Raw genomic sequence first — 12,843 nt, 5'->3', positions numbered from 1 at the left:
CGGCGCTGAAAGTCAGCGCGGTCGGTTTCGGGTGCGGGGGTTTGATGCAGGCGCCGTTCCGCAAGGAGCGGATGGCCGTGCTGGGCTCCGCGGTCGAGCACGGCATCACGCACTTCGACACCGCGCGGATGTACGGCCTCGGCTTGGCGGAGTCCGAGCTGGGGGTGTTCCTGCGCACCGTGAATCGCGACGCGGTGACGGTGGCCACCAAGTTCGGCATCGACGTCGGCGGGGCGGCCCGGCGTCTCGGCCGCTTCCAGGCGCCTGCGCGGGCGTTGCTGCGCAAAGCCCCGGCGCTGCGCCGCGCGGTCAAGCGGCAACAGGAACCGGACCTGACCCCGCGGCGCTACGACGCGGGGGCCGCGACCCGCAGCCTGGACCTGAGCCTGGCCGCGCTCGGCGTCGACTACGTCGACATCTTGTTCGTCCACGGCCCAAGGCCTTTCGACACCGTCGCCAGCGATGAACTCGGCGAGTTCTTCGAACGGGCCCACCGGCAGGGCAAGATTCGCGCCTGGGGCGTGTCCCAGGACGAGGGCCTCGAGGTGGATTTTGCCCGTGCATTCGCACCGCGTGGCGTCAGCCAGGTCCGCGGCGACCTGCTCGGTCCTCCGCCACGACCTGCTGATCTCGCGTTCGGGGTCTTCAACCGGGCGTACACGACGCTGTCCGCGGCGCTGTCGGCGGATGCCGGAACGGCCGAACGCTGGCGGGAAACACTCGAGGTGGACCCGCTGGCCCCCGGTGTGTTGCCGCGGCTGATCCTCGCGTCGTCGGCCACGGCCACGAGTTGTCGCGCGATCCTCTACAGCAGCACCGACCCGCGGCGGGTTGCCGACGCGGCGCAAGCCGTCTCGTCGCCGCCGGACGCGGGGCTGCTGAGGCGTTTTCTCGCTCTCGCCCAGCAGTTGCGACCGGGCCCCGCCGCGTGATTGTTGGTCCGGCGCAGTTCGCTCCCGACATGACGATCCGATCCGATGTTGTGGTGGTCGGGGCCGGCCCGATTGGCATCGCGACCGCGCTGGAGCTCGCGGCTGCGGGCGTCGAGGTTGCGCTGATCGAAAGTGGTCTGGAACGTGCGGACCGCGCGGCACAGGAGCTGGCGACGTTCGACTCCCGCCAGGACGACTACTTTCATTCACGCAGTGAGGTTTCCGTTCGCCGGCAGGTGGGCGGCACCTCGGCGCTGTGGGGCGGACGATGTGTCAAGTTCGACGCGATCGACTTCGAGAATCGGCCCATCACCGCGCAGTCGCCCTGGCCGATCGGGTTCGACGATGTCGAGCCCTACCTGCAGCGGGCCTGCGACTGGGCGGGATGCGGGCAGGCGGTATTCAATGCGCGGGACATCCCGGAGTTGGCGCAGCGGGACTTGGTCGTGGGGCTGCCCGATGAACAGGTGCGCACCACCGACCTCGAACGCTGGTCGTTGCCAACGCGTTTCGGGCGCGAATACCGCGCCGAGTTGCGCAACACCCCCGGTCTGACGGTGTGGACCGGCCTCACGTGCACCGAGGTGGTGACCACCGAAGCCGGTGATGCCGTCGACCATCTCGTCGTCAAGACGCTTGATGGACGGGAGGGCAGAGTCGTTGCGGCGGACTATGTCCTTGCCACCGGCGGCCTCGAGGCTACCCGCCTGCTGCTCGCGTCGGATCGTCATCATCCGGCCGGGCTGGGCAACGCGGGCGGCCACCTCGGGCGCTGGTACATGTCCCACGTCGAGGCCCGGGTCGCGCGCGTGCACTTCACCAGCGACGACGTCATCTACGAACACGAGCGGGACCGCGAGGGCGTCTACGTCCGACGCCGTTTCACGTTCACTCCACAGCTGCAACGCGAACTCGGGATGCCGAATGCCGCTGTCTGGATGGTGAATCCGCCGATCAGCGATCCGGCGCACGGCAGCGGAATCCTGTCGGGTGTCTACCTGACGTTGATCTCCCCGCTGGGGCGTTTCCTGCTCGCGGCGGCCATCCGCGAGGCCCACACCAAGACCGCGGGCCCGCCGCGCGTCGCCGCACACCTGCGCAACATCGTTCGAGACCTGTTCGGTTCCATCCGATTCGCGGTCCGGTTCTCCTACGCGCGGTTCCTGCGCCGGGGCCGCAAGGCGCCGGGCTTCTTCGTCAAGGGGTCCGGCAATCGCTACCTGCTGCACTACCACGGCGAGCATCTCCCGCACTGGGACAGCCGCATCGAACTGACCGATGAACGCGACGCCCTCGGCATGCGCAGGATACGGACCCACATGCATTTCTCCGACGCCGACTACGAAAGTGTGCGCAGGGCAATCGACCTGATCGACAAGCAGCTGCGCCGCCACGGCGTCGGACACGTGGAGTGGCTCGCCGACGACGTCGAGGCCTCGGTGCACGATTTCATGCAGGGCTACGCCGGCTTTCATCAGGCCGGCACAACCCGGATGTCCGCGACCGCCGACGGCGGCGTCGTGAACCCGGATCTTCAGGTGCACGGGGTGCGCGGGCTGTACGTCGCGAGCACCTCGGTCCTGCCGACGTCGAGCCAGGCCAACCCGACGCTGCTCGGGATAGCGCTCGGTGTGCGGCTTGCGGAGCGGCTCATCGGCACTCGAGCGGAGCGGCCCGGGATCGCCGACGGCACATCGTTCATTGGCTGAATTCGATTATCGCCCAAGTTATTTGCGGACGGCCAAAGCGGAAGCATGTCACCGGTGGAGTCAGTTGACGACCTCAAACAGCCAGTGATGACCGCGCGCCGTGGCCAGCGGGCGGAACTCCCGTGGCGAGCGGGCCATGAGTTCCTTGAATGCCCGCATCTCGTGATCGCGGTCGGGGAACTCATCGAAGTAGATCAGCGTACCGGGCTGGAGGAACGGCTCCGCCCAACTCAGCACCGTGGCAGCGCTGGAGTACACGTCGCAGTCGACGTTGATGATCAACTGGTCGTGCTCGGGGACGTCGAACTTCGGGAGGCTGTCGTCGAACCAGCCGACGACGAACGAGACGCGGGCATCGTCGATCTTCGGCGGCTCGCCGCCGACGTCGAAGTGGCCGGCTCCCAGGCCGGGCCGCCAGTCCTGCGGCAGGCCTTCGAAGCTGTCGAAACCGATCAGCCTCGCTTCGGGATGCGGGAGGTGCTGCGACCACCACCGCATCGAGCCGCCCTCGAACACACCGAATTCGAGGTACAGGGGCCGCTGCCCGCGGACCTTGGCCAGCGCCCGGTCGAACAACGCAAATTGGTCGGCGACGACATCTACCGTTGCATTCGAAAAATCCTGCGCCAGCCAATGGCCGAGCTCGAGGTAACTGAGCACCGAACGCAGATTCGCCAGGCGGCTGGCCGTCACTCGACGGCCGGCCTTCATCAGCGAGAGGCGGACTTTCGTTTTTGCCGTGCCGCCGACGCGATGACCGAGGTTTTGGAGGAGCCGCCGGGTTGGCGCCGATGGCGTCGGGTCGCGCTCGGCATCCGCGTTAGGCACGCACCACACCCTATCGGACCTGGGCTGTCGCCAAAATCCCATTTGGACAAAGATTCCCGCTGTCCCGCGCCGGTGGCGTGCCCTGGGCCGGCCGCCGATTCCGGTTGATGTCGACGGTTGGGGAATGGGGAGACAAAATCCCGGATCGGCTACGAAGCTAGATGAAAAGTGCGCGTGGGCCGCTCGCGTGCGGGACGATTGGGCGATCGTCGGGAAGCGAAGGTGTCGTCTTGAAGATTTCGATCATCGGGTGCGGGTACGTGGGCCTCGTCACGGGCGCTTGCCTGGCCGACAGCGGCAACGACGTGGTGTGTGTCGACATCGACCAGGCGAAGGTGGACGAGCTTCTGGCCGGGGGGGTTCCGATTTACGAACCCGGCCTCGCCGAGCTGATCGCCCGGAACCGGGAGAACGGCTCCATCGATTTCACCACCGACCGGCGCAGCGCGATCGAACACGGCGACGTGGTCTTCATCGCCGTCGCGACGCCGATGAGCGAAAGCGGCGAGGCCGACCTGTCCTACGTGCACGCGGCAGCCGCCGACATCGGGACATACCTGGATCGCTACAAGGTCATCGTCGACAAGTCGACCGTCCCCGTGGGCACCGCCGAGCGGGTCCGCGAGATCATCGCCGCCAAGACCCCGCAGGAATTCGACGTGGTGTCCAATCCCGAGTTCCTCAAGGAGGGCACCGCGGTCACCGACTTCATGAAGCCCGACCGCGTGATACTCGGCAGCGACTCCAAACGCGCGGTGGAGATCATGCGGGAGCTCTACGAGCCGTACCTGCGCACCTTCCATCCGCTGATCGTCATGGACATCAAGAGCGCCGAGATGGCCAAGTATGCGGCCAATTGCTTTCTGGCCACCAAGATTTCGTTCATCAACGAGATTTCCAACCTCTGTGAGAAGGCCGGGGCCGATATCAGCGCGGTGCGGGAGGCCATCGGGGCGGACCGGCGCATCGGCTACGAATTCCTTTTCCCGGGGGTCGGCTACGGCGGGTCCTGTCTGCCGAAAGACGTTCAGGCCCTGATCCACACCGCCGCGGGACTGGGCACGGACATGCGGCTGCTGCGCGCCGTCGACGAGGTCAACACGGAGCAGAAAGCCACGCTGGTCGCCAAAATCGTCGCGCACTTCGGGGACGGACGGCCCGCGGGTGACCTGACCGGCCTGCGGGTCGGCCTGTGGGGCCTCAGCTTCAAGCCGCAGACCGACGACATGCGCGAGGCCGCCTCGCTGGTGATCGTGCGGCGGCTGCTCGAGCTCGGCGCGACGGTGCGGGCTTTCGACCCCGAGGCGAGCGTGCGAGCCAAAGAGGCGCTGGGCGATTCGATCGAATACGCCGGGAACATGTACGAGGCGGTCGAGGGCGCCGACGCGCTCGTCCTGGTCACCGAGTGGAAGCAGTTCCACCGGCCGTCGTGGCAGCGCGTCAGGTCGGCCATGCGGGGTCACGTCGTGTTCGACGGTCGAAACATCTATGACCCCAGGCGGTTGCGGGCCGAGGGTTTCGACTACTACGGCATGGGCCGCCACTAGGCTGGGTGGATGAGAGCCCTCGTCACCGGCGCCGCCGGATTCCTTGGATCCCACCTCTGCGATCGCCTTCGCCGCGACGGCGTCGAGGTTCTCGGCCTGGACAACTTCTATACCGGCAGGCGTGAAAACCTCGCCCACCTCTCGGGTGACCCGGGGTTCAGCTTCTTCGAACACGATGTCACGCGGCCGCTGGACGCGGCCGCCGTTTCGGGCCCGCTGGACCTCATCGTCAACATGGCCTGTCCCGGTTCGCCCTTCGCCTTCCAGCGCGACCCGGTGTTCACCCTCGACACCAACTACCTCGGGACGAGAAATCTTCTCGAGCTAACGCTCGCCAAAGAGGCGACGATGCTGCAGGCCTCTACCAGCGAGATCTATGGGGATCCCACCATCCATCCGCAGACCGAAAGCTATTGGGGGAACGTCAACTGCTTCGGCCCCCGCGCGTGCTACGACGAGGGCAAGCGGGTCGCCGAGACGCTGATGCTCGAGTACGCGCGCCGCTTCGGCGCTCGGATCAAGGTCGTCCGGATATTCAACACCTATGGCCCCAGGATGGATCCTGAGGATGGGCGGATCGTGTCGCAGTTCATCGTGCAGGCCCTGCAGGGCGAACCAATCACCGTCTTCGGCGATGGCAGCCAAACCCGAAGCTTCTGCTACGTGGACGATTTGATCGACGGGCTGGTGAAAATGGCGACCAGCGACCCCTCGTTTACCGGCCCGGTCAACCTCGGCAGCGAGGACGAGCTGACCGCGCTGGAGGTCGCGCGCACCATCAAGGAGATGACGGGGTCGTCCTCGCCCATCGTTTTCCAGGCCCTGCCCGAGGACGACCCGAAGAAGCGTAAGCCGGATATCACCCTCGCCGAGTCGAGGCTCGACTGGCGCCCGCTGATCCCGTTCGGGCGGGGCGCCAAGCTGACGATCGAGTATTTCAGATCTGGCGGTCTTGGGCGATGATCTCTCGGTAGACGCAAACGGTGCGGGCGGCAACAGATTTCGGGTCGAATCGCTGCTGCGCCTCGGCGCGTGCGCTGCGCTCGATTCGTGCTCTCAAGGCGTCGTCGTCAAGCATTCGGCGGATGTGTTGGGCGCAGGCCGCGACGTCGCCGTACGGAAACAGGAGTGCGGTGCGGCCGTCCTCGACCATGTCCGGAATGCCGCCGACGCGAGACGTGATCACCGGCAGCCCACACGCCATGGCCTGCGCGACGGCTTGTGGGGTGGTCTCTTCGCGCGAGCCCATCAACAGGACCTGCGCGCGCGCATATTCGTCGAGCAGTTCTGCGTGGCTGATGGGTCCGAGGAGCCGTACCCGCCGCTGCAGGCCGCATTCTGCTATCGCCCGCCGGACCTCGAGTTCGCTGCCCGGGTCCGCGATGGGGCCTGCGATCCGCAATTGCAGGCCCGGCCGCCATGGTTGGTCCTGATCGCGATCATTGACGACCTCACCGATCGCACGCACCAGATGGTGCACACTCTTGCGCGGCACGAGGGTCCCGACAAACAGTGCTCGGCCGGCTTCGGGTGCGCGCTCTATGCGGAAGAAGTCGTCTTGGATCGGGTTCTCGATGAACCGGCAGCGCGCCGTCAGCATCGACCCGTATACCTGCGCCAGATAGGGCGAGATGACGATCATGTCCCGGGCGCGCCGAAACACCTCCCGCTCCATGCCGGCGACGGCGCGCTTCTTCAGGGCACCCAGAACGTCCCACCGGTTCTTTTGCAGCAAGCGGCTCTCGATGAAGAGCACGCCGTGCGGTGTGATGACGGCGGGTGCCCGGCTCGCCAACGCGCCGAGCGCGTGGCGATCCTGGCCCTGTCCGTGCACGACATCGGGATCGATGGAACGGATCACGGCCGCCAGGCGCGGCACGTCGTTGCCGCGCAACGTGATCAATCGCGGCAGGTTCAGGCGCTTGACGTAGTGGACGTGCAGTGCACCGGCCCGCCGGTAGGTCGTCGTCGCGTCGTTCATCGCGCTGACGACGTGGCACTCGACGTCGGAACGGGCGGCGAGGGCATGTGCCAGCGTGTACGTCACCGACTGCACCCCGTTCTGCACGGCCGCGCCTTCGTCGATGGGATAGTCGCCCACCAGGGCGACCCGCAGCGGGCGCGCGGAATCAGGACGCACCGCGACCGTTCCCAAGCTCGGGGTACTCGGCGAAGATTTTCCGCGCCGTGTCCTGGCTGAACGGCTCCGCCGCGCGGCCGACGGTGCGGCGTAACCGCTGCGTGTCCGGGCACAGGAACGGCCGATCATTGGGACGCTGACGCTCGGGCACCGACCTGAAGTCAACGGGGAACGGCAGGACGGACGCGAGGATGTCCAGCGCCTCGCGAACCTCGATCGCCTTGCCGGATCCGATGTTGAGGATCTCCAGTCCGTCTACTCGCGAGACGGTGTCGACGATGACGCCGGCCATCGAGTCGACATCCACGTAATCGCGCAGCGGCCAGAGGTTTCCGACTTCCACTTCGCGCTTGCCCTCCCGCGCGATCTGGCGGGTGACCTCGGCGAGCATGTGCGGGTTGGTTTCACGCGGTCCCGCGGCGTTGAAGAGCCGGCCGATCACCAGCGTGCGAAAGCAGGCCTTGGATTCGAAATAGCGCATGCACAGCTGCTCGGCCAGGAACTTCGTGTGGCCGTAGACATAGACCGGCCCGGTCGGATCGACTTCCCGGTGGGGGACGAAGTTCGGATGGTAGACGTCGCCGGTGGATGCGAAGAAGAAGGCTTCGGCCCCGTGCCGGCTCGACGACTCCAGTATGTTCAACGTGCCGTTGACGTTCAGGGCATACGCCTCGTAGATGTGCTCTTCGCACCAGGGGACGAAGTGTTGTGCCGCCAGATGAATGACGTTCTGCGGCTTGATGTCACGGAACACCTGATCGCAGGAGTCGGCGTCGAGGATGTCGTGCACGATCAGCGTCGGCTTGCGGAGTGAGTTGCACCACCGGTCTTTCCCGAGTGAAAGGTCGTCCATGACGAAGACTTCTTCGCCCCGTTCCAGCAACGAATTGACGACCGATGACCCGATGAATCCGCAACCGCCGGTGACCAGATACGTGCTCACGTTGCTATCCTTTCGCGCCCGCATGGTTGGATACGGGCGCTGTCCGGTGCGCGGTCACCGTCGATGGCCCATCACCTCGTCGATGACCTCCAGGAAACGATCCGCGACCAGGTCGACGGCGCAATGGCGCTCGTAGTGACGCGCCGCGACGGCTCCCTGCCGAGCCGCGGTGGCCGGGTCGGCCAGGGTGTCGAAAGCGGCAGCCAGCCCGGCAACGTCGTCGACGCCGATCGGGCGACACTCCGGCGGTTGGTACTCGGGTGGGCCACCTTCCGTCGACACGATCGGCATAACCCCCAACTGCATCGAGAGCACCTGCACGCCGCTCTGAGTGGCGCGCCGGTAGTGGGCGATCGAGCCCTTGGCGGCGGCCAGTGTCGTGACGACATCGCCGTAGCGGTAGCCGCCCCGACGCCACTGCGTGTGTGCGGGCAGCGTATCGGCGTCCAGCGCCCCGTCGCCGATCAACACGAGGTCGTCACCGCGCCAGCCGCCGCCTTCGACGTGGCGCCGCCAAGCCTGCAGCACCACGCCGACGTTCTTGTATGGATTGAGCCGGCCGAACATGACAAAGTCGTGCCGGCCGCCGGCATCCACGAACGGAGGGACCCGATCCAGATCGAGATCGCTGGCAAGCGGCACAACGTGCACCGGCGTGCCCGCGACGTCGGGCCGCGTCGCGACCGCGCGGGCGACATAGTCGCAATAGGCGATGGTGGCTGCCGAGCGGGAACCCCAGCGATCCAGCACCGCAAGTTCGTAGGACGGCAGCGCCTCCGCGGGGTCGTGCGGGCGATCGTCGTGGATCACCTGGATGCGGGGCGTCCGCCCGGCCAGCGCGATCCAGCGTGGATCACGGACCTGCTCGGCGATTACGACGTCCGGCCGGAATCTGCGAACGCGTCGCCAGGCCTTGAGAGTCGGGGGCCACGTCGCGGCCGAAAGGAATCGCGGTTCGAGCACCAACTCGTAGTCACGGGCGGCGTCTGACTCCGGGTGCCGGTCCGAGGTCACCAGCAGCACGTCCGCCCCGTGTCGCATCAGCGCTTCGGACTGCACGCGCACCGCCGGTCGTGTCCAGGGCGAAAGCCAAAGGACCCGAGGCGATTTCATGCGAGCCGACCGATCACGCCAGCTTTTCTCGGCGCAACGATCTCAGGTTGGACCAGGTGAGCGGGCCGACCGCCGCGCTGGTTGCCAGGTAGACGGCAACGGCGGCCAGCAGGATCAGGACCACGTGTTGGCCCGAAAGCAGCAGTGTCACCGCGACGCTCGCTCCCGTGGGCAGCAGGACCCGCGCCAAGAACATCACCGGCGTACGGTAACCGCACTTGCGGTGCAGCCACCAGCTGCTGAACAGCATGTTGAAAAATTCCGTACATACCAGCGCGATACCCGGCCCGATGGCGCCCAGTTGCGCGTCGAGGGCCAGGTTCAGCGCGACGTTGACCGCGAGCGTGGCGACCGTCAACCACAGCAGGACCTTTTGGTGGTGGCTGGCGACCAACCCTTGGCCGAGGGTGCCCCCGACGAACCGCAGCGCCGCCGCGATGAACAACAGCGCCAGCGTCGGCGTTCCGCGCGCGACGAACGCCCTGTCGCCGAAGAACGCGATCAACGGTCCGGCCAGCAGCGCTCCGACCACCGCGACGGGGACGGCCACGAAATACATGAGTTCGACGCTGCGGCGCAGGAAGCGGGCGAACGCCGCCACGTCCCGCGCGTACAGTTCGGTGCCCGTCGACAGCGTGGCCTTGAGGAAGACCAGCGACACCACGATGGTGTTGAACGCGACCGTGAGGGCCAACCCGTACACGCCCATCTCGGAATGCGTGCTGAGCAAGGACAGGATCACCCCGTCGGCGCGGGTGTACAGGATCCCGACGACCAGGAATCCGATCAGCGGCAGGGTTTCCCGCAACAGGTCGGCGGCCTCGCGCAGGGCGAACACCGGGCGCACCGAGATGTGCCGCATCGCGGCGGCGCCCTGAATCACCAGCTGCACGGCGGGCGGGATGAGCTGTGCCACCGCGAACCAGATGACGTTCGAGCGCGCGGAGACCAGGACGGCGACCATGGCCAGCGTGGCCGTGCGGGCCGTGACGTCGGAGATGGCCACCGCGGAGAACCGGACGGTGGCCAGAAAGACCGGCTCGAAGCGGGTGGTCATGGTCTGCAGCAGCAGGCCCCCGGACAGCACCACCAGCATGACCCGCACGTCGAAGTCGTGATAGACGAGCAATCCCGACCCGGCCGCCAGCGCCGCGAGCGGGACGCAGTAGATCAGGGCCAGCCCGCTGTTGACGCGCACCAGGCGTTCCAGGTCGCCGCGGCCGCCGGTCACGCGGCGGACGATCACGGTGGCGACACCGAGATCGGCAAAGCTGTTCCACATCCCGACGAACGCGACCGCGATGGAGAGCTGGCCGTAGCGCCCCGGACCCAGGTAGCGCGCGGTCATCGCGACCGAGGCCACCGAGGCCACCATTCCCAGTGCCCGGCAGATCAGTTGAATGGAGAACGCGTGAGCCATCCGCGAGAGCGGCACCGACGGGACGACCGCACCAGGCGTCGTCGGCTCAGTCATGACTCCCTAGTATGCGCCGTGACTGGTGAGAACGGCCTTGATCGTCTTCGCGATGATCATGAGATCGCCCGACATCGACCAGTTGTCGACATACGACAGGTCCAGCCGCACGGACTCGTCCCACGACAGGTCTGATCGGCCGCTCACCTGCCACAGTCCGCTGACGCCCGGCTTCACCAGCAGTCGGCGCCGGACATCGCCGTCGTAGTTCTCGACCTCGCGCCGCAGCGGGGGGCGCGGCCCGACGACGCTCATGTCCCCCTTGAGCACGTTGATGAACTGCGGCAACTCGTCGATGCTGAACCTGCGCAAGAACCTGCCGACCGGCGTCACGCGCGGGTCTTCGCGCATCTTGAACAGCACGCCGCCGGCGCTGTCGTTCAGCGCCAGCAGGTGCTCGATCTGGGCGTCGGCGTCGACGGTCATCGTCCGGAACTTGAGCATCGTGAAGGGCTTCCCGTCGATGCCGATCCGTTCGGACGGGTAGAACACCGGCCCCTTGCTGGTGAGCTTGATGGCTATTGCGGCCGCGATGAGAACCGGCGCCGTTGCGATGAGGGCCGCCAATGAGAACAGGAAGTCGAAGGCCTGTTTCTGAAAGCGTTGCGTGCCTTGGTATTGCGGCTTCTCGACATGCAGCAGCGGCATACCCGCGGTGGGGCGCAGGGTCAGGCGCGCTTCCGCGACGTCCATCACTCCGGGTGACACGACGACGTCGACGTCCATCGTCTCCAACTGCCACATCAGCTCTCGGATCCCGTGCATGCCAAAGTGATCCGTCTGGGTCACCGCGACGGTGTCGGCGCCGCAACTACGGATGGCGGCCACCGCGTTGGTCACGTCACCGAGAATCGGTACCTCGCGGCCGCCGATGGTGAGGGTCTTGCCGCGGGCCGGGCCGTAGCCCGGAATGCAGACACCTGCCACGACATAGCCGTCCAGCGGGTTGCGGGCCAGTTCGCGCGCCAGGTGCGAAACCGCCTGTCGATCCCCGATCGCCAGGACCGTCGTCTGGCACTGGCCGTGCGCCCGCAGACGGCCGATGTGCTTGCGCCACAGGCTGCGGCTCCCCAGCAGACCCATCGTCCCGACCGGAAGCGCGATCGCAAGATAGCCGCGGGCCAGGTCGACCTTGGCGAGCAGCGTCACCATCGCGATGATGCCGAACGTCCAGAATGACGCGCTGCCGATCCGCCGGTATTCGTCGATGCCGGCGCCGATGACCCGCGGCGAGCGCGTCTGGAACACCGCCAGCGACGACAGCCACAGGCCGGCGAACAGGAAGGAGAACAGCGTCATCACGAGGTCGGAGTAACCCGACGTGTTCGCGATCTCCCCGAAGCGGACGTATTGCGCGAGAAACACGGACGCGCAAACGATCAGCGCGTCGGTGATGCGCAGATAGTGCGAATACCGGTGCTGCCAGCGCCGGATGGCATTCCCGGCGGGGGAAGGCGCGTCGACGGGGGCGACCGGCAGGGCACCGGTTTGGTGGCGAGCCAACGACGTCACGCGGGGGCTGGGCTCGAGCGGTTGTGGTTCGACGCGCATGACGTCCACCAATTCCTGGGTCATCACCGGGTTAGACATGACGCTGCTCTCTCGATCGGCGTGAAGCTCGGCGTTCGCGGGGGCCAACTGGCGTCCCGCTCGGAGATGACCGTCACCGGCAGCGGCCACACGATCCCGAATTCGGGGTCGCTCCAATGAAATCCCTGCTCGTCGGACGGCGCGGGCTGGCCGCTGACCTGGTAGCTGACTTCGGTGTCGTCGACCAGCGTCTGGAAACCGTGCGCGACGAACGGCGGCAGGAACAGTGCGCGGTAGTTGTCGGCGCTCAACTCGACCATGACGTGGTCGCCATAGGTCTGTGACCCGGGGCGGATGTCCACTGCGACGGCGGCGACGGAGCCGCGGGTGCAGCGAACCAGCTGGGTTTGGGCGTACGGCGGCGTCCGATGGTGCAGACCCCGCACGGTGCCACGGGTGTAGTTGAAGAAGATGTTCGTCTGGGTGACGTCGAAAGTCAGCCCACGGCTGGCGAATTCGTCGGCGCAGAAGGATCGGAAAGTGAGCCCGCGATGGTCTCGTTGCGGTTCGAGGTCAATGATCGTCACGCCGGCGACCTGGGTGGGCGTAAATTTCACCTACCGCTCC

The 12,843-nt window shown here is 66.7% G+C and carries 11 protein-coding genes; 4 read left to right on the top strand and 7 right to left on the bottom strand.

Features of this window, described 5'->3' with window-relative positions; all coding sequences use genetic code 11:
- Positions 1 to 5: 5 nt before the first annotated feature.
- Positions 6 to 932 carry an aldo/keto reductase gene (locus tag G6N51_RS13720; protein WP_083167576.1) on the top strand — a complete coding sequence of 309 codons (927 nt, stop codon included), beginning with the start codon at positions 6 to 8 and terminating at the stop codon, positions 930 to 932.
- Positions 929 to 2,641 carry a GMC oxidoreductase gene (locus G6N51_RS13715; RefSeq protein ID WP_083166837.1) on the top strand — a complete coding sequence of 571 codons (1,713 nt, stop codon included), beginning with the start codon at positions 929 to 931 and terminating at the stop codon, positions 2,639 to 2,641. Before G6N51_RS13720 ends, G6N51_RS13715 begins: the two co-directional genes overlap by 4 nt.
- A 60-nt stretch (positions 2,642 to 2,701) precedes the next feature.
- Here the strand turns inward: G6N51_RS13715 and G6N51_RS13710 are convergent, their stop codons facing one another.
- Positions 2,702 to 3,469: a class I SAM-dependent methyltransferase gene (locus G6N51_RS13710; RefSeq protein ID WP_158086174.1), complete on the bottom strand. Its 768-nt coding sequence runs from the start codon at positions 3,467 to 3,469 to the stop codon at positions 2,702 to 2,704.
- A gap of 230 nt (positions 3,470 to 3,699) precedes the next feature.
- Here G6N51_RS13710 and G6N51_RS13705 point away from each other — a divergent pair, with 230 nt between their 5' ends.
- Positions 3,700 to 5,016, top strand: a complete 1,317-nt coding sequence (locus tag G6N51_RS13705) for a UDP-glucose dehydrogenase family protein (RefSeq protein ID WP_083166831.1) — start codon at positions 3,700 to 3,702, stop codon at positions 5,014 to 5,016.
- Positions 5,017 to 5,025: 9 nt separating this feature from the next.
- Positions 5,026 to 5,979, top strand: a complete 954-nt coding sequence (locus G6N51_RS13700) for a UDP-glucuronic acid decarboxylase family protein (protein ID WP_083166828.1) — start codon at positions 5,026 to 5,028, stop codon at positions 5,977 to 5,979.
- Here the strand turns inward: G6N51_RS13700 and G6N51_RS13695 are convergent.
- From G6N51_RS13695 to G6N51_RS13670, 6 genes are read right to left on the bottom strand one after another with little or no spacing between them, the layout of a single operon-like run.
- Positions 5,954 to 7,156 (bottom strand): glycosyltransferase family 4 protein, encoded by a 1,203-nt coding sequence (locus G6N51_RS13695; RefSeq protein ID WP_158086173.1) that lies wholly within the window; start codon positions 7,154 to 7,156, stop codon positions 5,954 to 5,956. The genes G6N51_RS13700 and G6N51_RS13695 overlap by 26 nt on opposite strands.
- Positions 7,146 to 8,099 carry an NAD-dependent epimerase/dehydratase family protein gene (locus G6N51_RS13690; protein WP_158086172.1) on the bottom strand — a complete coding sequence of 318 codons (954 nt, stop codon included), beginning with the start codon at positions 8,097 to 8,099 and terminating at the stop codon, positions 7,146 to 7,148. Before G6N51_RS13690 ends, G6N51_RS13695 begins: the two co-directional genes overlap by 11 nt.
- Positions 8,100 to 8,153: 54 nt before the next feature.
- Positions 8,154 to 9,212 carry a glycosyltransferase family 4 protein gene (locus G6N51_RS13685; protein WP_083166819.1) on the bottom strand — a complete coding sequence of 353 codons (1,059 nt, stop codon included), beginning with the start codon at positions 9,210 to 9,212 and terminating at the stop codon, positions 8,154 to 8,156.
- Positions 9,213 to 9,225: 13 nt separating this feature from the next.
- Positions 9,226 to 10,686, bottom strand: coding sequence for an oligosaccharide flippase family protein (locus G6N51_RS13680; protein ID WP_083166816.1), 1,461 nt, complete (start codon positions 10,684 to 10,686; stop codon positions 9,226 to 9,228).
- Between the two features lie 6 nt (positions 10,687 to 10,692).
- Positions 10,693 to 12,237 carry a sugar transferase gene (locus tag G6N51_RS13675; protein ID WP_372510158.1) on the bottom strand — a complete coding sequence of 515 codons (1,545 nt, stop codon included), beginning with the start codon at positions 12,235 to 12,237 and terminating at the stop codon, positions 10,693 to 10,695.
- A gap of 23 nt (positions 12,238 to 12,260) precedes the next feature.
- A complete protein-coding gene (locus tag G6N51_RS13670; RefSeq protein ID WP_083166810.1) occupies positions 12,261 to 12,833 on the bottom strand; it encodes a dTDP-4-dehydrorhamnose 3,5-epimerase family protein in 573 nt (190 codons plus the stop codon).
- Positions 12,834 to 12,843: the final 10 nt, after the last annotated feature.

Origin of the sequence: Mycobacterium paraseoulense, from assembly GCF_010731655.1 — a bacterium.
Classification (GTDB): Bacteria; Actinomycetota; Actinomycetes; order Mycobacteriales; family Mycobacteriaceae; genus Mycobacterium; species Mycobacterium paraseoulense.
Note: the sequence above shows the minus strand (reverse complement) of the source record. Positions and strands in the feature narration are given on the sequence as shown.